The following is a 25019-nucleotide window of genomic DNA, read 5'->3' as shown; positions in this document are numbered from 1 at the left end:
TGTTAGTTGTTGTGATGTTTAGAGGGAATTATTAGTTGTTTTCTTTGCGCAAGATTATAGTAGCAAATCGGTGTCATGACCTCGTGTGGGGAATGTGGAGGTTCCGGCACAGGTTGTTCACGGAAACGACACGGATTGAAACGGCCCCCGAGCAGGCCGGGCTGGCCGAACAGGCATCACTGCGCTTTCCCTCTAAGCGGACTGCAGTCCGTATGAGTGGTCTGCAGTCCGTATGAGTGGTCTGCAGTCCGTATGGGCGGGTTACAGTTCGTATGCCTTCGCACCGCCGGTCAGCACGATGATCTGATCGTTGGAGACGCCCAGTGCTCTCAGGTTTGCCGCACCGGCGTTGGCGTAGCGGTTGCCGGAGTAGCAGAGCAGGACATACTTCGTATCCTTGGCCTTGCCGGAAATGGCGTTCTTCATGTTTGCAGCAGCCGTTTTTGCCAGCGGATTACCGGAGGAGACCGCAGCATCCATATCTGCGTTCACAGCGCCTTCGACGGATTTCTTGGCGAAATCAGCGGCCTTTCTGCAGTCGATGACCTGGTAGCCGGCCGGAGCTGCCTTGAAGTCGGATACGGAGATATAGTTGTTAAATACCAGATCTTCGTTCAGGTAGCCGCCCGCCAGATTGAGGATGCGGTCCTCGCTGACACCCAGAGCGATCAGGGCATCATGGGCCTTCTGCGCCAGGCTGTTGCCGGAGTTGCAGGCCAGGATGTACTTCGTTGCCGGATCGTCGCCTTTGACAGCAGTTTCGACTGCCTTCTTCTGGGAGGCCGCATCCTGGTTGTTCACCATGTCGGTATTCACGGATGCCGGGATATGTGCCTTCGCATACTTAGCGGCGTCTCTTACATCCAGAACCTTGTAGCCATTCTGGGTGTATCCGTTGTTGTTGATCTCATTGGTCTTAGCAGCGCTGATGCCGTTCATACCGGATCTGACATCGATTTTCACGCTCTGCTTGCCGTCTTTCGTAGCAGCGGTGATGGTCGTTCCCTTGTCCTTGGCGACGCCGGTAACAACACCCTTGCTGCTGACTGTTGCGATGGTCGGATCTGCGGAAGTCCATGTGACGTCTGTTCTGTTGACCTTCAGCTGGATCGTCTTTCCGTTCAGGACGGAGGCGAACTTCTGCTCCGCTTTCAGCGCAGCCGGCTGTGCTGCCTTCACATTCACGGTGATCTTCTTCACGGACTTGCCCGCCTTCGCACGGACGACAGCCTTGCCGGCTTTCTTTGCAGTAACAACCGTGGCCTTGCCGGACTTTTTCGAAAGCTTCACTACTTTCGCATCCTTCTTGGATACGGACCATTTCGCCTTCTGGTTCGCAGTCAGTTTCTTCTTTCCGCCCACTTTCAGTGTCACCTTCGTCGGCTTCACCGTCAGCTTCTTCGCTGCGTATGCGCCCGGAGTTAGGAATGTCACTGTCAGCAGCAGGGACAGAGCCAGGACGGCGGCGCGGCGCAGGGTCGTGTTCGTCTTTGTCATTTTTTTGCCTCCTTAATATAAAAAAAATTAGCTCAACTCCCATAATTCTCTATGAATGAGGCGAATATTGCAAGGGAACGTCATTGATATCGACAATATCAATGACGTTCCGGGCGGCATTTATAACGCATATTTTCTATACCCGGAAGCAGATGATACAATTACTCTGTATGAGAGAGTGAAGAACATCGCTTTTTGTCGATGGGAGGAGGGATCATGAAGAAAGGAACGAAACGTATCCTGACGGTGTGTCTCTGCATGGCCATGGCCGTGACGAGTGCGTTCATGCTGTCGGGCTGCGGGAAGGACAAGCAGACGCCGGACAGTGAGCGGGTCTCTGATGCGGCATTTACCGGGAAGTATCTCGTGACGGCGAAGGAAGCGAAGGCGCTGGTGGGAAAGAAGAACGTTTTGTTCGTGGACTGCCGGGATGATAAGTTGGCGAACAAGGGCACGGTGAAAGGTGCTGTGGTCACCAGCTGGCAGAAGCTGTGTCAGTGCAGTGACCGTTACGGTGCGGAAGGAGATGCGGAATGGGGAAAGATTCCGGCTGCGAAGGATCTGGCGAAGCGTCTGGGTGATCTGGGTATTACGAAGGATCAGGAGATCATCCTCATCGGACAGACCTCTGACGGCTGGGGCGATGACAGCAGGGTGCTCTGGGAGCTGAGAGAAGCCGGATTCGAGAATGCGAAGATGGTGGACGGCGGCTGGACTGCGCTGAAGGATGCCGGCATCGAGATCCAGAACGGCGGAAGCACGCCGAAGAAGACGAAGGTGAAGATTGACCGGATCCGGAAGGATCACACGGTTTCCACCGAGGATCTGCAGAAAAATTACAAGAAATACAAGATTATCGACGTCCGCACCGACGCAGAGTGGAAGGGTGCCACGAAGTACGGCGAGGCCAAGGGCGGCCACATGCCGGGGGCGGTGCATGTCCGCTACACAGATCTTTTCCGGGAAGACGGTACATTGGTTTCCAAGAAGGACGTGGAGAAGATGATGAGGGATGCAGGCATCTCCAAGAACGATTACATCGTCACCTACTGCACCGGGGGCATCCGTTCCGCATACATGCAGCTGGTGCTGGAGATGTGCGGTTATCCCCATACCTATAATTACGACCAGTCCTTCTGGAGATGGGCGAAGGTCGGAAAAGTTGTGAAGTAAGCTCAGAAGGAATTACAGGAATTACAGGAATTACAGAAAGGTCAGGAAGAAATGAAGAAATCAATATGCAGGAAGGCATCGGTTCTGGCTCTGGCGGCGGTTATGACGGTTGTGTTCAGCGCACCGGCTTTCGCAGCGGCGAAGAAGACCTCCGGCAGCGGGGCGAAATCGAACATTTTCATCAGTGCGAAGCAGGCGAAGTCCATGGTGGGGAAGAAGAATGTGCTGTTCGTGGATACGAGACCGGAGAGTGCAGTGAAGAAACAGGGCACTGTGAAGGGTTCGATCGGTGTTGCCTGGCAGAATTTCAGCACGATGAAGAATGCGGGCGAAGCGGGCCACTGCGCCATGCTTCCGGCGAAGCAGATGTCCAAGGTGCTGACGAAGTTCGGGATGACGAAGAAGAAGAACATCGTCATCATCGGCCAGACGGTCGGCGGATGGGGCGACGACGGAAGAGTGCTCTGGGAGCTCCGTGCCTGCGGATTCACGAAGGCCAGAATAGTGAATGGCGGCTGGCAGGCGCTGAAGGCGGCGAAGGTGAAAACAGCGAAGACATTCGCGAAGGCGAAGGCGGCGAAAGTCACGGTAACCTCCATCAGCCAGAAGCACAACGTCACCACGAAGCAGCTCCACGATAAATACAGTGAATACAAGGTTGTGGATGTCCGCAGCAAGGAGGAGTGGGACGGTGCCACGAAGTACGGCGAAACCAAGGGCGGCCATCTGAAGGATGCGGTTTTCATTCCGTATGACGGTCTGTTCAGGAAGAACGGCACACTGAAGTCCGATGCAGACATTGTGAAAATGTTCTCTTCCAAGGGAATCAAGAAAGGCGACTGCATCGTCACCTACTGCACCGGCGGCATCCGTTCGGCCTACATGGAGCTGGTTCTGGAGAAGCTGGGATATAAGTGTGCTGCTAACTATGCGGAGTCCTTCTGGAGATGGAATGTGGCATATCCGGATATGGTAGAGTAATCTGTCCGGTTCGGATCTGTTCCGGATTCTGACCGGACGGTGCGGTTGATACCGCCGGTCCGGGCGTGTCGAAGAGAATAATCCTCACCGGGTGCGTCTTGGGAAGCTTCAGGGCGCATCCGGTGTGTTTTTCTTTCCGGGATATCGGCGGGCGGATGTGATATACTGGAATCCGAAAAAAAGGAGGTGCCCATGGACAAGGCGGAGCGCAGAATCCGGGATGCCAAGCGGGCGGCGAAGGCGATTCTGGGCGAGAAGAATACGAAGCGGGTGAAACAGGTTCTCCGGGTGGAGGGCAGCCGGGCAGAACAGAAGATCCTGCGGCAGGAGAGACAGCTGGCGGACCGGACGGGGAAACTGGAATCCCGCATCACGGTTCTGGAGTCCCGGACGAAGAAGAACGGGGCGGAAATGAAGAAAATCCGGGAGGAAGTGCAGCGGGAATTCCGCCGGCGGGACCTGTGGGCCCAGCGGAAGGCGGAAGTCCGGCATCTGGCCCGGGGCCGCCGGGTCTGCGTCATCAAGTGCCCTGCCCCGGACTCTCCGGCCCGTGAACGGTGGGGTGACTGGAACTACTGCATGATGCTGAAGAGGAATCTGGAGCGGGAAGGCCTGTACGTCATCGTGGACTGCTACGAGGACTGGTACTGCGACTCCGGTGCGGAGCTGGTCATCGTCATGCGGGGGCTCTACGGGTACCGGCCGGACCGGCGAAACGAAAACTGCCGGTATATCCTCTGGATCGTCAGCCATCCGGATCAGGTCACGGACGAGGAATGCGCACTGTACGACCAGGTCTGGGTGGATTCTGTATCCGGGCGGGATGTGCTGGCCGAACGGCTGCCGGTGCCGGTCCGCACCGAGATCGTTCCGGTGGACACGGAGCTGTTTTGCCCCGCCTCCCCTGCCCGGGGGGAGAAGGACAAAGATAAACCGGATGAACCGTTCTACCCCCGTGTATTTGTAGGTAACGCCCGGGGCATCCGCCGGAATGTGACGGAGTGGTGCGAACGAAACGACATTACCCTTCATGTGTGGGGAACCGGATGGGATCGTCTCTATCCGGACAGCCGCAATCTCATATTCCATGACCCGGCCCCTTATGATCAGGTGCCGGAGATTTACCGGCATGCAAAAGTGATCCTGAACGATCACTACGAGGATATGCTGGCCATGGGATATGTGAACAACCGGCTGCCGGAGGTGCTGGCCTGCGGCCAGCCGATCGTGTCCGACGGCGGCCGGCAGTTCGGCGCATTGTTCTCCGCCGGGGTTCTGTACTATGAGGACGAAAAGAGTTTCCTGGAGTGCATCCGCCGGGCGGAAACGGAGTATGATGCCCTGCGTCAGGATGCGCTGGCGGCGCTTCCTGCCCTGCGGGAGAAACTGGCGGCATCTGTATGGGCCCGGCGGGTTCGGGAGATGCTGGAGAAATGAGGTCAATGGTGAAAGTTACGGTGGTCATGCCGGTGTACAATGCGGCGAAATATATCCGGAAATCTCTGGGAGACGTGCTGGCCCAGACCGTGGAGGACCTGGAGGTCATCTGTGTGGACGGCGGATCCCGGGACGGAACAGTGAAGATCATCCGGTCTTTCATGGAGCGGGACAGCCGGGTGCGCCTCCTTTCGGGGAACCGGATCACCACCGGAGAAGCGAAAAACCGGGGGCTTCGGGAAGCGAAGGGGGAATATATCACGTTCTGGGATGCGGATGACCGGTTCCGGCACCGGTACCTGGCCCGGATGGCGGCGAAAATGAACGAGACCGGAGCCGATGTGGCGGTATGCGGCGCTGATGTGTTCGACGGCGCCGGAGAACTGTACGATACCGCAGCCTTCCTGGAAACGGAGAAACTGCCGGACAGGGATCCCTTCAGCTGGAGAGATATGCCGGAGAACATCTTCGACTTCGCCACGAATAACGCCTGGAACAAGATGTTTCGCCGCAGGTTTCTGCTGGACCGGGGCATCCGGTTCCAGAATCTGGTCCGGGCGGAAGACACGGTGTTCGTCATGTCGGCGATGTTTCTGGCGGAACGGATCACATGGGTGGACGAAAAACTGGTGATGTACCGCCGGTATAACGCAGACAGCCTGACGGGCAGAACCTCGGATTACCCTCTGGCCACCTATGCATCCTTCGTGTATACCCGGGAAAAACTCGCAGAATACCCGGATTTTCCGGCGGTGCTGCCGGGATTTCAGCGGCGGGTTCTGAAGGGACTGCTGAAATCCCTGGATGCGCAGCGCACCTGGGACGGGTATCTGCGGAATTATCAGGTGCTGCAGGAGGAAGGTCTGGCCCTCTTCGGTCTGGACACCCTGCCGGAGGAGTCGGTTCCGGCGGGCATGTACCGGAAGCGGCTCCGGTGGATCCGGACCATGGGACCGGAGGATTATCTGCTGGCCACCATGCGCCAGTACCGGACGGCCAGCGAGAAAAACCGGTTCCGGCTGCGGCGGGAAACGGAGAAGAACATGCATGGTATCGACGATCCGGAAGAGCGGCGCCGGACGGAGCGGGTGCTCCGGGCAGAGCAGTTTCTGCGGCGCGGGTTCCGGAAGCTGGTGCATCGTCTGCACGGTGACGAAAGAGCGAAATAGGACAGGCAACGGAGGCAGAGGAAATGTTGGATACAGAAAAGATAGCAGAAAAATTCCGCCGCGGCATCGACTGCGGTCAGGTGGTGGCGGAAGCGTTTCAGGAGGAAACCGGACTGGATCCGGAAACCCTGAGACGGATGACCGCAGGCTTCGGCGGCGGTCTGATGAACGGAGACACCTGCGGCGCCTACGCAGCGGGTCTGGTGGTGCTGGGACTGCTGTACGGAAACGAAAAAGAAGACGAATTCGAGAAGAAGGATGAACTGAAAATGAAGCAGTATGCCTTCATGAAGGCGTTTCTGGAAAAATACCCGAGTCTGAACTGCCGGGAACTGCTCGCCTCCGGGAACGGAGATGTGAGCGAGGTCATGTTCACCCTTTGTCCCGCCATCTGCCGGGATACGGTGGTGATGCTGAAGGAGCTGGAGGCGTGATGCGGAAGGCAATCATTCTGTTTACCCGGGCGCCGATCCCGGGCCGCACGAAGACCCGCATGATGCCCTGGCTCAGCCCCGGAGAGTGCGCCGGCCTGCACCGGGCGATGCTCACGGATATTGCGGCAGAATGCCGCCGGACGGAGGCGGACCTGTTCGTGTACTTCACGCCCGGAGAGGAAGAGGCTGCGGCGCTGCTCCGTCCTCTGTTCGGGGAGGAGGTCCCGCTGACTGCCCAATCCGGGGCGGATTTAGGACAAAAAATGTTCCGCGCCATCGCTCAGGTTCTGGGCCGGGGGTATGATGCCTGTGTGCTGACGGGAGCGGATATTCCGCTCCTTTCGGCGCCGGTTTATGAGCGGGCGTTCCGGGGTCTGGCGTCGGCGGACCTTGTATTCGGCCCTTCTGAGGACGGGGGATACTATCTGGTGGGGATGAAAGAGCCTCATCCGGAGGCGTTTCAGATTCCGTCCTACGGGCATGAAAAGGTGCTGGACAACACGCTGGAGGGGCTTCGTTCGGCGGGCCTGTCCGTTGCTTTTACGGATACGCTCTTCGATGTGGACACCCACGAGGATCTGCTTAGGTACCGGGACGCTCTGTGCAGCTCCCCTGCCCCGGATCTCCGGGCCACGGGACGTTTCACGGCGGACCACCTGGTTCTTTCCATCATCGTGATCACGTACAACGAGGCCCGGACGGTGGACCGTATGCTGGAGCAGATGAGGCCGTTTCGCCGGGGAGAAGGCAGAACGGAAGTGATCTTCGTGGACGGAGGCAGCACGGACGGGACGGCTGAGAAGATCGAAGCCGCCGGATTCCGGCTGCTTCGGACGCGGAAGGGCCGGGGGCTGCAGCTCAACGCCGGGGCGGAGGCGTCCCGGGGGGATATTCTGTTCTTCCTGCATTGTGACAGCGTTCTGCCGGAGGATTTCGACCGTCAGATCCGGGACATAATGATCATGAACGAATACGGGTGTTTCGGGGTCCGTTTTCCGTCCCGGAATTTTTTCATGTGGACTAACCGGTGGATTTCCAATTTCCGGGCGAAGCGCCGGGCCATTGTTTTCGGGGATCAGGGGATTTTTCTGGACCGGAGACTGTTCTTCCGGATGGGAGAATTTCCGGAGATTCCGCTGATGGAGGATTACCAGTTCAGTCTGACCCTCCGGTCCGCCGGATACCGGCCGGTGATGGCCCGGCGGCGGATTCTGTCCTCAGCCCGCCGGTACCGGGGATCCACGGTGACGAAACTGCTCCGGATGAAGCAGATGTATGAGCTTCGGCGCCGGTACCGCCGGGGAGAAGACCCGGCAGAACTGTTCGAGGAATATGAGTCGGAAAACTGGGAAGAAGGTGTCCGGCCGGGGAGAAGGAGGCATCGAAATGGATGAACTGAAACAGATTCCGGGGCTTCCGGAGCTGGTGGGATCCCCGGAATACCGGAGCGCTCTGGGTCTTCCGGCGGCGGTGACGGAGGAATACCGGCTGCTGGCCCAGGGGGAGTATAACCGGAATTTCCGGTTCCGCCATCCGGTTACAGGAAAAGAACTGCTGCTCCGGGTGAACTGCGGCAGCCAGATGCATCTGGAACATCAGATTGAATATGAGTCCCATGCGCTGGAACTGCTGGCTCCGTCGGGACGGACGCCCCGGGTTCTGTATACTGACGGATCGAAGCGTTATACGGATCACGGGGTTTCGGTGATGGAATATCTGCCCGGCCGGCCCCTGGATTATCACAGGGATCTGGAGCGGGCCGCCGGGATTCTGGCGGATGTGCACAGTGTCCCTCTGCCCGGGCCTTCCGGATTGATTGAGCCGGCGGATCCGCTCCGGGCGGTGCTGGAGGAGTGCGAGGAGATGCTCCGGGTGTATCTGAATTCTGACCTGCCGCCGCTTTCGGAGAAAAGGAAGATCCGAGAACTGCTGGATCTGGCCTGGGAACGTTACCACAGGACGAACAGAACCGGCGGCGCCCGCTGCATTGTGAACACAGAGCTGAACAACACCAACTTCTTGATGGCGGAGGCGCCGGACGGCCCGGCCGGGGGCAGGGACTGGCTGATCGACTGGGAAAAGCCGCTGTGGAGCGATCCTGCCCAGGACATCGCCCATTTTCTGGTGCCGACCACAACCTTCTGGAAAACGGATGTCATTCTGTCCCCCGGGGAAACGGCGGACTTTCTGACTGCCTATGAGGCATCGGTTTCCGGCCGAATCGATCTGACCGGTCTCCGGGAACGGCTGGGTGTTTTCATGCCGGTGACCTGCATGCGGGGGGTGACCTGGTGCGCCATGGCCTGGGTGCAGTATCAGAAAGAGGAGAAGGAGCTGTCCAACGATTCCACCCGGAGAAAACTGGAGGCGTACCTCAGCGATTCTTTTCTGGAGGAGATCCGCCGCATTGAAGAAGCGTAGGGCTGCCCGGGTTTTCGACATCACATCGATACAGAATATACCCTGCGCCGGTGCTATTGACTTCTTCAATTCGTAGCGACGGGTGCGGGTTGCTATAATAGGGGAGGAATGAGCTTAGTTACTGAGAGGAACTATGGAAACGAAAACGAAGAAAAATAAATGGATCGGGAAGGTTGTCGTTCTGGCCTTGATCGGGGCGGCCGTTCTGGCCTACTTTTTTGTCCCTTCTGTGCATCAGGGCATGAACCATATCACGAAGATGTTCTACTCCGGAGACTTTCATGTCGTACGGCAGTTCGTAGAGTCCTACGGACCGTATGCGGCGGCGGTTTCCTTCGCACTGATGATTCTGCAGAGCGTTGCGGCGCCGCTTCCGGCATTCCTGATTACGTTCGCCAACGCCAACCTGTTCGGCTGGTGGCAGGGTGCGATTCTGTCCTGGACCAGCGCCATGGCCGGTGCGGCGGTCTGCTTCTGGATTGCCAGAATCCTGGGCCGGGATGTGGTGGAGAAACTGACGACGAAGGGCGCTCTGAAGCAGATTGATGCGTTCTTCGAGCGCTACGGCAGCCAGAGCATTCTGATCGCCCGGCTGCTGCCGTTCATCTCCTTCGATATTGTCAGTTACGCAGCGGGTCTCACCGGCATGGGGTTCTGGGGCTTCATGCTGATGACGGGGATCGGACAGCTGCCGGCCACCATCGTCTATTCGTATGTGGGTGGTATGCTGACCGGCGGTGCCCAGAAGGTGGTCACTGCCCTGCTGATCCTGTTCGCCCTGTCGGCGCTGATCGTCCTGTTCCGTCAGATCTGGAAGGACCGTCAGAAGAAGAAAGATGCGTGAAATAATTATTAGTTGATACGAAAGAGGGAATCCTTCCGGCATGCCGCCGGGGAGGATTCCCTCTTTCGCATGGGCGTTCGGAGAACGGGCAGCGGATTAGTTTTTGTCCTCTTCCGGTGCATCAGCGTCCGGCACATAGCGTTTCTTCAGCCGCCGGCTCAGAAATACCACCAGGACCACCAGAATGCCGGTGACGGCCAGGTACAGCAGGCGGTTCTTTCCGTCAGCCACAGCGGCGGTGCCCACGGTGTACATGGCGGTGCCGGGGATCAGGAACAGGAAGGTGCCGACGGAGTATTTCGTCAGGCTGATGTCGGTGATGCCGTAGGCAAAGTTCTGGAGGTTGTACGGGAAGAGGGGGACCAGACGGGTGATCATCAGCACCAGCATTTCGTTCTTCGTTTTCTCGTCAAAGAGAAGTCTCCGGATGTAGCGGTTGGCTGCCACCTTGTCCCGGATGCTGTCCCGGAGGAAGAAGCGGCCCACCAGGAAGGCAGCGATGGCCCCCAGAGTGGCGCCCAGGGTGCAAAGGATAGTCCCCCACACCGGCCCGAATACTGCGCCGCCGACGATGGCGAAAGTGACGCCCGGCAGAGCCAGCACAACGCAGCCGACCACGGTGAAGACCAGGTAGATGCCGGCGGCCTTCAGGAAGTTCTGTTCCACCATGACCTGGAGATTCCGATACCAGCCTTTCCCGGTGAAATACCGGGCCCAGCCGAAATGGCGGGTGATCAGCACCAGGCCGATGATCAGCAGGATGAAAACGGACAGTTTGATGATGCCGCGCTTATTCTTCGATTCATTCATAGAGGCCTCCTTCCCTTCTATCTTATTACAGAACCGGGGGCGGCAGTATTGGAATTATCCATGGGCTGCGGCGTTTTTTCGGCAAAAAAACTTTGACGGCCATGGATATGTTTGGTATACTTATACTCGACGTTGTGAGAGCACGGCGGGAAGGTGCTTCCGTGGCTCAGTCGGTAGAGCAGCGCATTCGTAACGCGCAGGTCGCCGGTTCAAGTCCGGCCGGGAGCTCCAGAAACAATTCCCTGTAATCACCGGGTGGTGGTTGCAGGGAATTTCTTTTTTTGCTTTGCAGCAGGGCGGGGGTTGGAAGGTGGAGCGATGAACGTCGGGTATGTCGGGTATACTGTATACAAATCGTGGCTTGAATATTGATGTATGGCTGAAGATGGTTTCTTGTATACGAATCATGGTTGCATATTGCTGGAAGGTGCGAAATCGCCAATTTCTCTGATTCCGCATCTTTCATGCGGTTCCCAGGGTGCGAAAACCAAAGTAAATCCCGATTAAATATATTTCCGGTCCGTACGAGGTGCGGAATGAGGAGGAATGCTGGATTCCGCACCTTCTGGGAGCGGAAGAATATCCGGTTTCCCGAAAGAATATCCGGTCGTGTCGATGGTATCGGCGGAGTGTTTTCTGGGAGAGGATGATTCATTCCATCGAGCGGATAATTTTAGATGCCTTTGTATGATTATTTGCACATAGAAAAAAATCTCTGATGATTCAATTCGTGCCGGAAGCGGCGGAGTGCGAAAACGTTTTTTTTTGCGTTTACGCACCCGCAGCAATCCGGTCGCCTGTTTCGCTGCCGGATAGAAGCGGAAGACGGTGCGAAAATCGAAAAAAGCCGAAATCCGCACCCGCCAGTCCGGCGGATTTGCGAGTCGCCTTCTACTTTGTCTTATTCTCCCGGCGACCGCAGTTCCAGACAGATCCGGCGGATTTCATCGGAGAAGATGCTGTCCTTCCGCCACAGAAAGGTGTAGTCGTGACGGATATGGAAGTCCCGGAGCGGAATCTCCCGAAGCAGGCCGCTCCGTAGGTCTTCTTCGACGATGGTCCGGTAGAGGAAGGAGATCCCGCAGTCTTCCTGCAGCAGGCGGTGGATCGTGTGCATGTTTTCCAGAATCACGAAGCGGGGAAAGTCTTCCAGGGAGTAGTTGTACAGGGAAAGCCAGCGCTCCAGAATGTTGCGGGTGCCGGAGCCGGATTCCCGGATCAGAAGCCGTTCGCCGAACAGATCCGTGATGTCCCGGGGTGTCCGGCCGCAGCAGAAGGTGTGGCGGCCGGCGGCCACCGGAATGAAATCTTCCTGCCGGAATCGTTCGGTGTGATACGCTCCTTCCGGGAAATACCCCTCCACAATGGCGAAATCGATCTCTCCGTCCTGCAGACCTGCCAGAAGCTGCTCTGTATTTCCGGCGCGCACGTGGATGTTCTCCGACGGATGGGCGGACAGATACCGGGAAAGAGATGGAATGACCGCATACTCGCCGATAGTCATGGTGACACCGAAGGACAGGGTGCGGGAGGACCCGGACCCGGACTGCATCTTCTCCCGCAGGAGCTGCTCGTCGTTCGTGATCTGACGCATCGCCCGGAGCAGCATTTCCCCTTCCGGGGTCAGGGACAGATCCTTGTTCTGATAGCGGAACAGTTTCACGCCGTAAATGTTCTCCAGATACCGTATGTGCTGGGATACTGCAGGCTGGGTGATGTGCAGTGCCTCGGCGGCCCGGGTGTAGTTCATGGAGCGGCATACTTCGAGAAATGTTTTTGTGCGGAAATCCAGCATGGGGGGCCTCTTTCGATGGAAGTCACCGGCATTCGACGTTACCCGACGAAAAACGACGGGCGGTGACGTTACCCTACGGCATTCGACGTTGCCCGACGAAAACCTACGGCCAGCGACGTTACCCTACGGGCGGAGACGAAAAACGACGGCCAGCAACACACAGCGATGCATAATGAAATATTATTGATACATAAATATATATAATTTTTCCTTCTGTATTGTCAAGGGTATAATCGGTCGTGTCTTACTGATCACAGATGGAGAGGAGAATATTGAGATGGATTTTCTGAAGAAGAACGGAACCGGCCTGCTGGTCTGTTTCCTGATCGCCTTGCCGTCCTGGCTGCTGGGAAAGAAGTTTCCGATCGTGGGCGGCGCCGTCATCGCCATTCTGCTGGGGATGATGATCACCCTGGTATGGAAAGAGAAAGGGGGCGCACAGCCGGGCATTAAGTGGACATCGAAGATTATTCTGCAGAGTGCTGTGGTGCTGCTGGGATTCGGCATGAATCTGAATGTGGTGCTGCAGACCGGGAAAGAGTCCCTGCCCATCATTGTCTGCACGATCACCACGTCTCTGGTCATCGCCTGGGTACTGCACCGGGTGATGCATATTCACGGCAACACGGCGACGCTGATCGGCGTGGGTTCCTCCATCTGCGGCGGTTCTGCCATTGCGGCTGCGGCACCGGTGGTGGGCGCTGATGATAATGAGGTGGCCCAGTCCATTTCGGTGATTTTCTTCTTCAATGTGCTGGCGGCCATTTTTTTCCCGATGCTGGGGCACGCTCTGGGATTCACGACGACGGACGGCAGTGCGTTCGGTGTCTTTGCCGGAACGGCAATTAACGATACATCCTCTGTGACAGCCGCTGCGGCGACCTGGGACAGTATGTGGAATCTGGGCAGTGCGACGCTGGACAAGGCGGTGACGGTCAAGCTCACCCGGACTCTGGCGATCATTCCGATCACACTGGGGCTGGCGCTGTACCGGGCCCGGGGGGAGAAGCAGGCAGAGGGTCCGGAGCAGAAAAGCGGCGGGTTCAGTCTGAAGCGGGCGTTCCCGATGTTCCTGCTGTACTTCGTGATCGCCTCAGTCATCACCACGGTCTGCACTTCCATGGGAGTGCCGGCGGCGGTGTTCGCACCACTGAAGGAGCTGAGTAAATTCTTCATCGTCATGGCCATGGCCGCCATCGGACTGTCCAGCAACGTGGTGGAACTGATCCGTTCCGGGGGCAAGCCGATTTTACTGGGCGCCTGCTGCTGGGCGGGCATCACGGTGGTCAGTCTTCTGATGCAGCATGTGATGGGTATCTGGTAGAACGGTCAGAACCTTGTTCAGCACCACCGTATAGATCAGAACCAGAAGCAGACCGTAGAGGATTTTCTCCGTCGGACTGTATGCAGCCTGCAGTAGCAGGATGATGAAATCGAAGATATACAGGGACAGGGCGACCGGGATGCGGAAATATTTGTTCAGGATCAGCGGCGGGATGTCCATGCCTCCGGTGGAGGCGCCGGAGCGAATGACGATGCCCAGCGCCAGGCCGATGCCCAGACCGGAGAAAACGGTGCAGAGCAGAATATCCCGGGTCAGAATGATGTCACCCAGGGTCCGGTCCAGCAGTTTCAGGGACAGCGGATACACGAAAGTGCTGACGATGGTGGTCATGGCGAAGGAACGGCCGATCAGAAACCATCCCAGAACCAGCATCAGCACGTTGAAGACCAGAATGAAGCCGGAAAGATCGAATCCGGTGAAATGGCGGACGGCCAGAGAGATTCCGGTGGTGCCGCCGGTGAGCAGCCCGGCGGGAAGCAGAAACAGTTTCACGGCTGCCGCATAGAGAATATTTCCCGCCGTCACCAGAAGCAGTGTCAGCGCTGCATGTGATACCTTGTTTCGTTTCATAATGAATCTCCCTCCCGCAGAAGGGTCCCCGGCAGAGCCGGGGACCTGTTTTTGCATATTTGATGTATAAAGTATACTATTTCTGATCCATGATGACAAGGGTGTGCGGACATAAATCCAGTGTTTTCAACGGTTTAAGACGTTTACAGTGGAATGCTCTAAAGTAATAAAGATGTGATATATAGAATAAAAATGCATCAATTCCCCTTTCCTTCTCCCTCCTTCCGGCTTCTTTCCCTGTCCGGGAGCAGCCGGCCGCCGGCGGGATTCAGCCGCCGGGCGGAAATCTCTTCCTGGCAGGGGCGGAATATGGTACCATTCTATATGTAGAAGTGTCCGAAAATTTTTCGTTTTTTGTTGAATAGAGGGAGTATCAATGGGCCGCAGAGAAGAAGGAGTCCGTCCGGGATCGAGACAGTCGGTTCTGGCAGTGTTTATTTTTTCGCTGGTATCTTTCGGTACAGCGGGAGTCTGGGTCAGCCGCATCGATCTTCCCAGCTGGGACATCGTGCTGTACCGGTCCGGCATTGGCGGTGCGTTCATCCTTCTGGTATTTCTGCTGACACGTCAGAAGCCGGAGGGGCCGGCGCACCGGAAGGACCTGGGCATCGTATTTCTGTCGGGCATGGCCCAGGGGGTGTCCTGGATTTTCCTTCACACTGCGTATCAGGAGATCGGCGCAGGCCTTGGCACCATCGCATATTACTGCGGTCCGATCGCCGTTATGTTTCTTTCTCCTCTTCTGTTCCGGGAGAAGATGACCTGGTGGAAGGCTGGAACCTTTCTGGCCGTAGTTTTCGGCATGATTCTGGTGAATCTGGAGGCGCTGGAGAGCGGAAAGACCCAGTACGGCATCTTCGCCGGGCTGATGAGTGCCGTGTTCCTGGCTGTCATGCTGATTCTGTACAAGAAGGCGCGGCACATCGGGGGATTTGAAGGATCCCTGATCCAGATTGCGGGCTGCTTCACCGTGGTGTTTCTGTTCGTTCTTTCGAAGGAAGGACTTCCCCGGCCTGTGCCCGGGGGCAGCCTGCCCTGGATGCTGATTCTGGCACTGTTCAACACCGGCATTGCCTGGTGCGCCTATTACGGAGCGGTGGCAAAGCTGCCTGTGCAGACGGTCTCCATACTGGGTTATCTGGAGCCCCTGTCCGCTGTGATCTGGGGCGCTCTGGTTCTGGGGGAATCCATGAGCGGTCTGCAGGCGGCGGGAGCCCTGCTGATTCTGGGGGGCGCCGTGCTTTCGGAAGTGCTGCCGGCAATTCTGGGCCGGCGGCATCGGAGCGGGGTTCGAGAGCGTTAGAACGAACAGCCCGGCGTTTTTTTGTCCATTCCGCACGGAGGGAGAGTTATGGTCTGGAAAATATTCAAAAGGGATCTTCGGCGCATCCTTCGGAATTTCGTCGCCCTGGTGGTGATCATCGGGGTCTGCTTCATTCCGGCTCTCTATGCCTGGTTCAATATCTATGCGAATATCGATCCGTATAACAATACGAAAAACATCCGGGTGGCAGTAGTCAATGCGGATCAGGGGGCCTACAGCAAGGTCACAGGGCCTCTGGAACTGGGCAACCAGGTGCAGCGCCAGCTCCGGAAGAATCATCAGCTGGGCTGGCGGTTCGTGTCCGCCGAAAACGCCCGGGAGGGTGTGGCAAACGGGGAATACTACGCCGCCATTGTCATTCCGGAGGGATTCTCCCGCTCCATTATCAGCGTGCTGTCCGGGAAGATTAAGCGGCCCCGGATCGAGTATTACTGCAATGAGAAGAAGAACGCCATCTCCCCGAAGGTTACGGATTCCGGCGCCACAGCGCTGCAGACCCGGATCAACGAAACCTTCGTGAAAGTGGTCAGCGGCGTCGTTTCCGATACCATCGACCGGACCGGGGGCAGCCTTGCGGGCCGGATGGAGCAGTCCCGCCGCAGGATTGACCGGAAACTGCAGCATTCTTCTGAAGAACTGGGAAAGTACGATGCTGTGCTCACCCGCTTCCGCCGGACTTCCGGAAAGGCCCGGGAAACACTCCGGGCTTCCGGGGGCGCTCTGGATCAGCTGGATCAATCGGCCGAAGCCGGGCGGAAAACACTGGATGACACGGACCGGGCCCTGCAGAATGCCCGGACCTCCACTGCCTTTTACACAAAACAGCTCAACCGTTCTCTGGACAGCCTGTACACTTCGCTGGAAACCCTCCGGAGTGATACCGCCCGGGCGGCAGCCGGGCTCAGCACGCCTTATGACCGGGTCAGCGGGCAGCTTCAGCAGGCGGTGACGGAACTGACGGTGATTGTCAGCCTGAACAGCCGGCTGATTGAAGACATGCAGGAACTGAACCGGCTGATCCCGGGATCTCCGGCATCGGATACCCTGGACAAGCTCACCGCTGAGAACCGGAAGGCACAGGAACTGCTCCGGTCCCTCACGGCCGCAGGAGACCGGATCGACCATGCGCAGACGGGAGCGAAACAGTTCGGTGAAGAGATGAACCGTCTCATGGACGGCAATGCCCTGCTGCTGCAGCAGGCCCGCCGCAGCTGGTTCGGTCAGGGTCTTCCGCTGGTTGAGCAGACCCTGGACAGTTATGGGGTCCTCAGCGCTTCTCTCCGGGGCGTACTGAACGGCGTGCCTGCGGAAACCGCCCGGGTCCGCACCCTGCTTCGGAGCATGTCCCGGGCGCTGGACGATGCGGACCGGAGCCTTCAGGGGACATCCCGGACGATCCGGAGGACAAAAAATACCCTGGACGCCGCCCGGGCGGACCTGAATACCATCTCCGGCTCCGGTGCATACCGAAACCTGCTTTCCCGGTCGAAGGGAAGTACGGAAAAACTTTCCGAGTTCCTGGCCTCCCCGATTCAGCTGGAAACCGAGACCACCTATCCGGTGCGGAATTACGGCTCCGCCATGATGCCGTTTTACACGAATCTGGCCCTCTGGGTCAGCGGTATTATTCTGGCGGCGATTCTGAAACTTCGGGTGGATGCGGATGATGAAATTCCGGAATTCACCGGAACACAGGCCTATTTCGGCAGGGGTCTGCTGTTCGTTCTGCTGGGACAGATCCAGGCGCTGATCATTCTGACAGGAGATCTGCTTCTGCCGGGAATCCAGTGTCAGCACCCCGGCATGTTCATTCTGGCGGGTATGGCGGCCTCTTTCGTGTATATTAACCTGATCTATGCGCTGACCCTGACCTTCAACCATCTGGGCCGGGCGATCGTGGTATTCCTGGTGATTTTGCAGATTCCGGGATCTTCCGGCACCTACCCGATCGAGATGCTGCCCCGTTTTTTCCGTATCCTCCACCCGATGCTGCCGTTTACCTACAGCATCAACGCCATGCGGGAAACCATTGCGGGATACTACGGCCATCATTACGGGAAGAATCTGGGGATTCTGATGATTTTCCTGGGTGTGGCGCTGCTGCTGGGACTGGTGATTCAGCCGCTGATCATGAATATGAATAATATGTTCGATGACCGGCTGTCCCAGACCGGTCTGATGATGAGTGAACGGGAGAATGATGTGCGGCCGAAGGCTAATCTGAGCCACATTCTCTGGGTGCTGACAGAAGAGAAAGCGACACGGGATGTGGTCATGGAGCGGGCCGTGTCCTTTGAGAAGAAATATCCACGGCGCATCCGCTACGGCTTCCTGCTGTACATTCTGCTGCCGCTCTTCTTCCTGGTGTTGGCATTCCGGATTGAGGCGAAACTGCTGTTCCTGATCCTGTGGGTCACCTCCATCGTGGTGATCTCCATCTGCCTGATCGCTCTGGAATACATCCATGAGACGGTGCAGCAGCGGCTGGGCATCCGGGATACGCCGCAGGAGGAACTGGTGGAGCGGATCCGTGAACTAATGCGGGATCGGCGGCACCGGCGGAGGGAAAAGAAAGAAACCACGGAATCGGATGAAGGAGGTGACCGGCAGTGAGAAATATATTGCGTATTTTCGTCGGTGACCTGATGAAGGTGAAGTATAACGTCATCGCATGGATCATGATCATGGGACTGACGGTGGTGCCGAGTCTGTATGCGTGGTTCAATATCGCCGCCAGCTGGGACCCGTACAGCAATACGGGAAATCTGAAAGTGGCGGTGGTCAATGCAGACCGGGGCTACAGCGGTGACCTGGTGCCGCTTCACATGAATATCGGTGAGACGGTGACTGCGGAGCTTCGGAAAAACGACCGGATGGACTGGGTATTTGTGGACAAAAAAACCGCACTGGACGGCGTTCGCAGCGGCACCTACTATGCGGCCATCGTCATTCCGAAGCGGTTCAGCGATGACATGATGAGCTTCTTCACGCCCCATGTGAAGCATTCCTCCATCCTCTATTATGTCAACCAGAAGGAGAATGCCATCGCACCGAAAGTGACCGACAGCGGCGCTTCAGCGGTGCAGCGGGAGATCAGCCGTAACTTTTTGTCTACCATCCTGCAGGTGGAGCTGGACGTCATGGACGGGCTGGAGCGCACGGTGTCCCGGTCCGGCACAAAAAGTATGATGCAGCAGCTCCGGAAAAATCTACAGAAGACAGAAGTCGGCCTGGATGCGGCGGCGGGGTCTGTGGAGGCGGTGGGTTCCCTCACCGGCTCCCTGTCTGATCTGCTGGATGTGACCGCCGGATTCCTGAAGGACAGCGGGAAGCAGGTTCAGAAAAGCCGGAAGGCTGTCCGGAAAGCCGGATCCCGGGGCGCCGGACTGGCGTCGTCTCTGGACACGGCGGTCTCCGGGATCGGCGATATGCTGACGCAGATGGATCAGTCCTATGCTGCTATGGATGAGGAAATCGGCAGAGCTCTGGAGGAGGCGGACACGGATCTGGCTGCCGGCGAGAACGATCTGCAGGCGATGAGCCGGGATGTGGGACAGATCACCGCCCGCTACGAGGCGTTCCTGTCCGACCTGAAAGCCGTGGACCGGGCGCTTCCGGACCGGGCGACGGCTTCCCACCGGGTGATTGCCCGGATGGAGGGACGAATCGAGGCTTCCATTGCAGAACAGAATGCGCTCAGGCAGGATCTGCAGGATGCGGCATCCGCCTCCGCCGAGGCCCGCAGAAGCACCGCCGCCTGGCGAACCCGGCTCCGGGGGGATGTGGACAGCGTGCGGTCCACGATCGGTTCCATGAAAACGGAATATGAGAAATCCTGGCGGCGGGAGATGAAAACGCTCCTTCGTTCCATGGATCGCTCTCTGAATGCGGCGGACAGTACGCTCGGCGCCTTCGGAAAGCTGGCGGGTGCTGCGGCCGGGCTGTCTTCCGGGACTGCCGGAGATCTTAGATCCCTGCACCGGCTTCTCGCCTCTGCCGGGAAAGAACTCCGGTCCGCCGATGCGGAACTGAAAAATCTGATCCGGGAAGTTCGGAGCGTTTCCGCTTCCGGCAGCTGGAAGGCACTGAGCCGCATCATGGGCAATGACTCCAGGACCATTGCGGACTTCCTGTCCGCCCCGGTGGAACTTCAGCGGATCAGCGTCTATTCGGTGAAAAACTACGGCTCCGCCATGGCGCCGTTCTACACCACGCTGGCGCTGTGGGTCGGCGCGGTCATTTTGGTGGCGATCATGAAGGCGGACATGACGGAAGACCGCCGGATCCAGTTCGCCCGGCTCCGGCCGTACCAGGCGTACTTCGGCCGGCTGATCCTGTTCGCCATCATTGCTTTCCTGCAGGCGACCCTGGTGGCGCTGGGGGATCTCCTGTTCCTGGAGATCCAGTGTATCCATCCCCTGCTTTTCCTGATTGCCTGCTGGATTACCAGCCTTGTATACGTGATCATCACCTACAGCCTGGTTCTCTCCTTCGGCGATGTGGGAAAGGCGGTCTGCGTCATTCTCATGGTTTTGCAGGTGGCGGGCTCCGGCGGCACCTTCCCGGTGGAGATGATGCCGAAGGCATTCCGGATGACTTATCCGTTCCTGCCTTTTGTGCACAGCATGAATGCCATGCGGGAATGCGTCGCCGGCCGGCACGCAAACGATTACTGGATCTATCTGGGGAAACTGGGTCTGTTCGTGATTCCGATGCTGGTGATCGGACTGATCCTCCGGAAACCGATCATCCGGCTGAACCGGTGGATGGAACACAAGTTGGAGAGCACGAAGGTCATGTAAGGCGGCCGGCGGAAGGCCGGCGTTCGCCCGGGCCGGCTCAGAAAGCCGGGGTCAGGCAGCAGGGGAGCGGTCGGCGAAAGGCCGGCGGGAACGAAGTGGAGTAGAATTCATGAAGCAGATAAAAAACAAAAAAGACTATCTCATCGCCACGATTCTCATTACGGTGGTAGTGGCCTGCATGACCGGATCGGCGGAGGGGCTGGTGGAACGGGAGATTATCTTTCCGGAAATTGCGGCGCTGGCCACCGGTATGATCCTGACCCCCCACAAGCCGTGGAAGGTGAACGGCCCTCGTATCATCTTCTTCATCACCCTCTGCGCCGTCTGCGGGATGATCATCGTGCAGTATGTCCACCTGCCGCTGCTGCTCCAGATCCTGCTGGCTTACGCCGTCGGTCAGTTCATCCTGGGAATCAGCGGCACATCTCTGGGGCCGATGATCAGCGCCATCGTTCTGCCGGTGCTTCTGCAGTCGGCACAGATCGTCTACCCGGTTTCCGCCTTCCTGCTGTGTCTGATGATCGTACTGCTGCGGAAAGTCATGGAAGCAGCCGGCTTTCGGGAGCCGGACCTGTACGAACCACTGCCGCCGGGCGGGCGGCAGGTCTGGATCAAGCTGGGGGAACGTCTCCTTCTCGTTCTGCTGTTCGGCCTGATCTGTATTCCGGCAGGATGGCGGTTCTGCATCGCTCCGCCGCTTCTGGTTGCTTTTCAGGAATTCACGGATCCCGCATGTCCGGCCCGCCGGAAACCGGTGCGGGCGGTCCTGCTGCTGGGATTCATGGCGATGATCGGTTCCTACAGCCGGATTCTGCTGTGCCGGGAACTGGGACTGCCGGTCACAGCAGCGGCCGTGGTGACCATGCTGTTTCTGTCGGCCGCCTACGCAGTGACCGGCATGTTCCTGCCGCCGGCGGGGGCCATGGGCATCCTCCCCATGCTGGTGCCGGAGAAGATTCTGTTCCTCTTCCCGCTGCAGGTACTGACCGGATCTGCCGTGCTGATGGCGATGGCACTGCTGTTCTTCCGGGCCGGGAAGACGGAGAAAGGGTCCTGATCTTCGAATCGGACCTGTTCCAGATGAGCGGGCTGCTTCCTCGAAACAGTGGAAAACATTTCGAGGAGGCAGCCCGTCCTTTTTTTTATCCATGGGACGTGTGTGCGGTCGTCCTGGCGGGTGCGGAATTTGGTTTTTTTCGGATTTCGCATGTTCATTTTCGCAGTGATCGGTCTGCGGTGCGGGGGCAGAAATCTCGTGGGTGCGGAATGACAAAAAAGCCCGTTTTCGCACCCGCCGGTTCGAGGAGCGAATTGAATAATCAGAGATTGTTTTTCTATGGGTGAATAAGAATACAGAAATATTTGATGAGATGCACGGCAGATGGAATGTGGCCGTGATGCGACCGGTTTGCAGGAAGCGTAGAGACGAAATACTCGATGCGTCCGTATAGATATTCGGAAAGTCGGATATGCTTCCAGCCTCAAAAGGTGCGGAAACAAGCCTTTCGCTTCATTCCGCACCTTCGCAGGATCATGAAATATTTTTATCAGGATTTATTTTTGTTTTCGCACCCTGTTCACCGTTCATTTACCTGCGAAATTGGCAGAAAAGCCGATTCCGCACCTTTCATCATTAGTGAACTGCGATTCGTATACAATCAGGCTGCCTTCGGCCATGCATACGGGGTATAATCGTGATTTGTATACAATTTTCGGCCCAGCCCGGCCCGGTACCAGCTTCGGCCCAGCCCAGCCCGGCCCGGTATCAGCTTCGGCCCGGCCCAGCCTTTGCCTGGCTGGGCCCAGCCAGGCCGCACCTACAGCGCCATCTCTCCCGCAATCACGTCACTCATTGTGTAGCTGCCCGGGCCCTTGCCTTCCATGAAACGGGCGGCTTCGCAGGCACCGTTGGCGAAACATTCCCAGTTATAGGCCCGGTGGGTCACTTCGATTCGCTCGCCGAATCCGGTGAAGAAGACGGTGTGAGTGCTGGAGATGTCTCCGGCCCGCAGGGAGTGGTAGGTAATATCTGTTTCCGGAGACAGGCGGGCTGCTTTTGCCATGGCATCGCCCAGTTCTTTTGCGGTTCCGCTTGGCGCATCTTTTTTCTTCCGGTCATGCATGTCCAGGATGTCGATGTCACAGAGGCCGGAAAGTGCCCTGGCACCTAGTTCCAGCATTTTTGACAGGACGTTCACCATATAGGAGGTATTGGATGCCCGCATCATCGGGATGGTTTCTGCCGCCTTCCGGAATTCCGCTTCCTGTTCATCGGTGAAGCCGGTGGTTCCGCAGATGAGCCCCTTTCCATGGGCGACGCAGCTTCGGAGTACGGCCATGGAATTTTCTACTGTGGAGAAATCAATCACCAGATCACACTGGTCGATGATCTGCTCCAGATCCCCGCTGACCTTCACACCGCAGATTTCTGTACCGACATAATCGGCGCCCGGGCGGCCCAGGGCTCCTGTCACATCCAGACTCGGCCGGCCGGCAGCCTCCTTCAGAATCAGTGAGCCCATCTTCCCTTTCGGGGCTGTAATAATAACTTTTACCATAATTTGACCTCCTTTGGGTGTGCGGTACAACGCGAAAGTAGTTTCATTATATCAGATTCACGGTGAGGCTGCATCGCCCGGGGAAAGACAAAAAATCCCGGCGGATGGAAATGAGTGAACAGAAAAATTTCCATCCGCCGGGGGAATATATCCATCCCGGCTTAACGCCAGAGAGGGATGGCTGTATTTAGGGCGGTCCTCGGTGCTATTTAATGTTTTTCAGGAATGCCACGTAACCCAGCAGGGCCTCGTGCAGGTCCACCTTGGAGATGATCTCGTTCGGTGCATGCATGTTCAGCACCGCCACGCCGCTGTCGATGACGTTCATGCCGTAGTTGGCCATGTACATGGCGATGGTGCCGCCGCCGCCCTCGTCCACCTTGCCCAGCTCGGCGGTCTGGAAGGAGACGGATGCGTCGTCGAAGACACGGCGGATCAGGGCCATGTATTCGGCGTTGGCGTCGTTGGAGCTGGATTTGCCCCGGGCGCCGGTATACTTGTTGATCACCATGCCGCCCCCCAGGTAGCAGCAGTTGTTCTTGTCCATGACGGACGGGTAGTTCGGATCGAAGGCTGCGCTCACATCAGAGGAAAGCATCATGGAGTTCGCAAGTGTGCGGCGGAGAGAGAGGTCGCTGCGGTACTGACCAGCGCGGTCCATCACCTCTGCTGCGGTGTTTTCGAAGAAGCGGGACTGCATTCCGGTGGCGCCCATGCTGCCGATCTCTTCCTTGTCCACCAGCAGGCAGCAGCAGGTGCGGCTGACGGTTTCCGGCAGCTCCAGCATTGCCTTGTAGGACGGGAAGGCACAGACTCTGTCATCGTGACCGTAGCCCATGATCATGCTGCGGTCGAATCCGTAGTCCCGGGCAGGACCGGCCGGAACCACTTCGATTTCGGCGGATTCCAGATCCAGTTCATCCACGTTATAGTGATCCTTCAGATAGTGGAGCACCCATCCTTTGACCGGGTTTTCCAGGGCCTCCTTCTGTTGGTCGGTGAGTTTTTCTTTCTCTTCGTCACTGAGATCGGTGTCCAGAGGGATGCTGCCCGCCAGGACATTCAGGTCTTCCCCGGTGACGACTTCGCTGGCCTTCTTCCCCATCTGCTTTCCGGCCAGGTGGATCAGCAGGTCGCTGACGCCGAAAACCGGATCATCCGGTTCTTCGCCGATGTTCAGTGTGACTACGGAACCGTCCTTCCGGGCGATTACGCCGTGGAGTGCCATCGGCCGGGTGACCCACTGGTATTTCTTGATCCCGCCGTAATAATGGGTGTCCAGCATCGCCAGGTTCGTATCTTCATACAGCGGATTCTGTTTCAGGTCCAGCCGCGGGGAATCGATGTGGGCCCCCAGGATGTTCATGCCGTTTTCAATCGGGTCTGTTCCGATCTGGAAGATCGCCAGTCCCTTGCCCATGTTGCTGCGGTAGACCCGATCCCCCGGTTTCAGTTCCTTTCCGGCGGCGATGAGCACGTCCAGATCCATGAATCCGTCAGCTCTCAGTTCCTCTACCACATAATCGTTGACTTCCCGCTCCGTCTTGCAGCGGCTGAGGAAGTTTCTGTATTCTCCAGCGAAGGAATAGATCTGACGGCGCTGTTTGTCGTCATACTTCTTCCATGCGGTGTCTCTCTTCATAATTACCATGCCTCCTGTGTAAAATAGAGATGGCGCAGTGTTTTTTCCGCGCCTCGGAAATTGTATTCAGTATATCGTACGGCGCAGAAAACATTCATCAGGATTATTTTATCACGCCGTGGGAAAAAAGTGTTGGAATTTCTGAAAATGTTCCAGAATTTATCAAGATGTCATTGTAGCGACTCTTCCGGTCCGGTGCAAGTCTCTTTACACCGGG

Annotated in this window: 19 protein-coding genes and 1 tRNA gene; 14 read left to right on the top strand and 6 right to left on the bottom strand. The window is 57.5% G+C overall.

Annotated elements, in window-relative coordinates; all coding sequences use genetic code 11:
- Positions 1-261: 261 nt before the first annotated feature.
- Entirely contained in the window at positions 262-1497 is a 1236-nt protein-coding gene (locus tag BLQ24_RS07620; RefSeq protein ID WP_090164310.1) for a rhodanese-like domain-containing protein, read from the bottom strand.
- 216 nt (positions 1498-1713) lie between these two features.
- Between BLQ24_RS07620 and BLQ24_RS07615 the strand changes: the two genes are divergently transcribed.
- The 8 genes from BLQ24_RS07615 (at position 1714) to BLQ24_RS07580 (ending at position 9956) form a co-directional block, all read left to right on the top strand.
- Positions 1714-2670 (top strand): sulfurtransferase, encoded by a 957-nt coding sequence (locus BLQ24_RS07615; protein WP_242869616.1) that lies wholly within the window; start codon positions 1714-1716, stop codon positions 2668-2670.
- Between the two features lie 51 nt (positions 2671-2721).
- The gene (locus BLQ24_RS07610; RefSeq protein WP_090164308.1) at positions 2722-3651 is read left to right on the top strand and encodes a sulfurtransferase; all 930 of its coding nucleotides are present in this window, start codon (positions 2722-2724) and stop codon (positions 3649-3651) included.
- A 192-nt stretch (positions 3652-3843) separates the two neighbouring features.
- Positions 3844-5088, top strand: coding sequence for a glycosyltransferase family protein (locus BLQ24_RS07605; protein ID WP_090164306.1), 1245 nt, complete (start codon positions 3844-3846; stop codon positions 5086-5088).
- A 5-nt stretch (positions 5089-5093) separates the two neighbouring features.
- Positions 5094-6257 (top strand): glycosyltransferase family 2 protein, encoded by a 1164-nt coding sequence (locus BLQ24_RS07600; RefSeq protein ID WP_173327610.1) that lies wholly within the window; start codon positions 5094-5096, stop codon positions 6255-6257.
- A gap of 23 nt (positions 6258-6280) precedes the next feature.
- Positions 6281-6691, top strand: coding sequence for a C-GCAxxG-C-C family protein (locus tag BLQ24_RS07595; RefSeq protein ID WP_090164301.1), 411 nt, complete (start codon positions 6281-6283; stop codon positions 6689-6691).
- A complete protein-coding gene (locus BLQ24_RS07590) occupies positions 6691-8085 on the top strand; it encodes a TIGR04283 family arsenosugar biosynthesis glycosyltransferase (protein ID WP_090164299.1) in 1395 nt (464 codons plus the stop codon). The genes BLQ24_RS07595 and BLQ24_RS07590 overlap by 1 nt, the downstream gene beginning before the upstream one ends.
- A complete protein-coding gene (locus tag BLQ24_RS07585) occupies positions 8078-9112 on the top strand; it encodes a phosphotransferase family protein (protein WP_336433275.1) in 1035 nt (344 codons plus the stop codon). The genes BLQ24_RS07590 and BLQ24_RS07585 overlap by 8 nt, the downstream gene beginning before the upstream one ends.
- Positions 9113-9245: 133 nt before the next feature.
- Complete coding sequence (locus tag BLQ24_RS07580) at positions 9246-9956, top strand: TVP38/TMEM64 family protein (RefSeq protein ID WP_090164297.1); 711 nt, start codon at positions 9246-9248, stop codon at positions 9954-9956.
- 96 nt (positions 9957-10052) lie between these two features.
- Here the strand turns inward: BLQ24_RS07580 and BLQ24_RS07575 are convergent, their stop codons facing one another.
- Entirely contained in the window at positions 10053-10766 is a 714-nt protein-coding gene (locus BLQ24_RS07575) for a TVP38/TMEM64 family protein (RefSeq protein WP_090164295.1), read from the bottom strand.
- A 155-nt stretch (positions 10767-10921) separates the two neighbouring features.
- Here BLQ24_RS07575 and BLQ24_RS07570 point away from each other — a divergent pair.
- Positions 10922-10997 (top strand) — tRNA-Thr (locus BLQ24_RS07570).
- A gap of 670 nt (positions 10998-11667) precedes the next feature.
- Here BLQ24_RS07570 and BLQ24_RS07565 read toward each other — a convergent pair.
- Positions 11668-12561 (bottom strand): LysR family transcriptional regulator, encoded by an 894-nt coding sequence (locus tag BLQ24_RS07565; protein WP_090164293.1) that lies wholly within the window; start codon positions 12559-12561, stop codon positions 11668-11670.
- Between the two features lie 277 nt (positions 12562-12838).
- Between BLQ24_RS07565 and BLQ24_RS07560 the strand changes: the two genes are divergently transcribed.
- On the top strand, positions 12839-13885 hold the full coding sequence (locus BLQ24_RS07560; RefSeq protein ID WP_090164291.1) for a YeiH family protein: 1047 nt from the start codon (positions 12839-12841) through the stop codon (positions 13883-13885).
- On the opposite strand, the gene BLQ24_RS07555 is transcribed toward BLQ24_RS07560, so the two are convergent.
- A complete protein-coding gene (locus BLQ24_RS07555; RefSeq protein WP_163427681.1) occupies positions 13811-14476 on the bottom strand; it encodes a YitT family protein in 666 nt (221 codons plus the stop codon). The genes BLQ24_RS07560 and BLQ24_RS07555 overlap by 75 nt on opposite strands.
- Positions 14477-14852: 376 nt before the next feature.
- Here BLQ24_RS07555 and BLQ24_RS07550 point away from each other — a divergent pair, with 376 nt between their 5' ends.
- From BLQ24_RS07550 to BLQ24_RS07535, 4 genes are all read left to right on the top strand, one after another.
- Positions 14853-15779 (top strand): DMT family transporter, encoded by a 927-nt coding sequence (locus BLQ24_RS07550; RefSeq protein ID WP_090164287.1) that lies wholly within the window; start codon positions 14853-14855, stop codon positions 15777-15779.
- 48 nt (positions 15780-15827) lie between these two features.
- Complete coding sequence (locus BLQ24_RS07545) at positions 15828-18413, top strand: YhgE/Pip domain-containing protein (RefSeq protein ID WP_090164285.1); 2586 nt, start codon at positions 15828-15830, stop codon at positions 18411-18413.
- The gene (locus BLQ24_RS07540; protein ID WP_090164283.1) at positions 18410-20602 is read left to right on the top strand and encodes a YhgE/Pip domain-containing protein; all 2193 of its coding nucleotides are present in this window, start codon (positions 18410-18412) and stop codon (positions 20600-20602) included. Before BLQ24_RS07545 ends, BLQ24_RS07540 begins: the two co-directional genes overlap by 4 nt.
- Positions 20603-20711: 109 nt before the next feature.
- The gene (locus BLQ24_RS07535) at positions 20712-21659 is read left to right on the top strand and encodes a hypothetical protein (RefSeq protein WP_090164281.1); all 948 of its coding nucleotides are present in this window, start codon (positions 20712-20714) and stop codon (positions 21657-21659) included.
- 760 nt (positions 21660-22419) lie between these two features.
- On the opposite strand, the gene dapB is transcribed toward BLQ24_RS07535, so the two are convergent.
- Both dapB and BLQ24_RS07525 read right to left on the bottom strand, forming a co-directional pair.
- Positions 22420-23160: a 4-hydroxy-tetrahydrodipicolinate reductase gene (gene dapB, locus BLQ24_RS07530; RefSeq protein WP_090164279.1), complete on the bottom strand. Its 741-nt coding sequence runs from the start codon at positions 23158-23160 to the stop codon at positions 22420-22422.
- A 205-nt stretch (positions 23161-23365) separates the two neighbouring features.
- Positions 23366-24802 carry an aminopeptidase gene (locus BLQ24_RS07525; RefSeq protein WP_176755883.1) on the bottom strand — a complete coding sequence of 479 codons (1437 nt, stop codon included), beginning with the start codon at positions 24800-24802 and terminating at the stop codon, positions 23366-23368.
- Positions 24803-25019: the final 217 nt, after the last annotated feature.

It is taken from the genome of Eubacterium pyruvativorans (assembly GCF_900102225.1).
GTDB lineage: Bacteria > Bacillota > Clostridia > Peptostreptococcales > Anaerovoracaceae > Aminicella > Aminicella pyruvativorans.
The sequence above is the reverse complement of the archived record's forward strand: the minus strand, read 5'-3'. Positions and strand labels throughout refer to the sequence as shown.

Bases quoted from the DNA above. Each gene is read 5' to 3' on its own strand.
- BLQ24_RS07525 (WP_176755883.1), bottom strand. From the start codon at position 24,802: ATGAAGAGAGACACCGCATGGAAGAAGTATGACGACAAACAGCGCCGT.
- BLQ24_RS07555 (WP_163427681.1), bottom strand. From the start codon at position 14,476: ATGAAACGAAACAAGGTATCACATGCAGCGCTGACACTGCTTCTGGTG.
- BLQ24_RS07575 (WP_090164295.1), bottom strand. From the start codon at position 10,766: ATGAATGAATCGAAGAATAAGCGCGGCATCATCAAACTGTCCGTTTTC.
- BLQ24_RS07620 (WP_090164310.1), bottom strand. From the start codon at position 1,497: ATGACAAAGACGAACACGACCCTGCGCCGCGCCGCCGTCCTGGCTCTG.
- BLQ24_RS07615 (WP_242869616.1), top strand. From the start codon at position 1,714: ATGAAGAAAGGAACGAAACGTATCCTGACGGTGTGTCTCTGCATGGCC.
- BLQ24_RS07595 (WP_090164301.1), top strand. From the start codon at position 6,281: ATGTTGGATACAGAAAAGATAGCAGAAAAATTCCGCCGCGGCATCGAC.
- dapB (WP_090164279.1), bottom strand. From the start codon at position 23,160: ATGGTAAAAGTTATTATTACAGCCCCGAAAGGGAAGATGGGCTCACTG.
- BLQ24_RS07545 (WP_090164285.1), top strand. From the start codon at position 15,828: ATGGTCTGGAAAATATTCAAAAGGGATCTTCGGCGCATCCTTCGGAAT.
- BLQ24_RS07550 (WP_090164287.1), top strand. From the start codon at position 14,853: ATGGGCCGCAGAGAAGAAGGAGTCCGTCCGGGATCGAGACAGTCGGTT.
- BLQ24_RS07590 (WP_090164299.1), top strand. From the start codon at position 6,691: ATGCGGAAGGCAATCATTCTGTTTACCCGGGCGCCGATCCCGGGCCGC.
- BLQ24_RS07605 (WP_090164306.1), top strand. From the start codon at position 3,844: ATGGACAAGGCGGAGCGCAGAATCCGGGATGCCAAGCGGGCGGCGAAG.
- BLQ24_RS07610 (WP_090164308.1), top strand. From the start codon at position 2,722: ATGAAGAAATCAATATGCAGGAAGGCATCGGTTCTGGCTCTGGCGGCG.
- BLQ24_RS07600 (WP_173327610.1), top strand. From the start codon at position 5,094: ATGGTGAAAGTTACGGTGGTCATGCCGGTGTACAATGCGGCGAAATAT.
- BLQ24_RS07565 (WP_090164293.1), bottom strand. From the start codon at position 12,561: ATGCTGGATTTCCGCACAAAAACATTTCTCGAAGTATGCCGCTCCATG.
- BLQ24_RS07585 (WP_336433275.1), top strand. From the start codon at position 8,078: ATGGATGAACTGAAACAGATTCCGGGGCTTCCGGAGCTGGTGGGATCC.
- BLQ24_RS07560 (WP_090164291.1), top strand. From the start codon at position 12,839: ATGGATTTTCTGAAGAAGAACGGAACCGGCCTGCTGGTCTGTTTCCTG.
- BLQ24_RS07580 (WP_090164297.1), top strand. From the start codon at position 9,246: ATGGAAACGAAAACGAAGAAAAATAAATGGATCGGGAAGGTTGTCGTT.
- BLQ24_RS07535 (WP_090164281.1), top strand. From the start codon at position 20,712: ATGAAGCAGATAAAAAACAAAAAAGACTATCTCATCGCCACGATTCTC.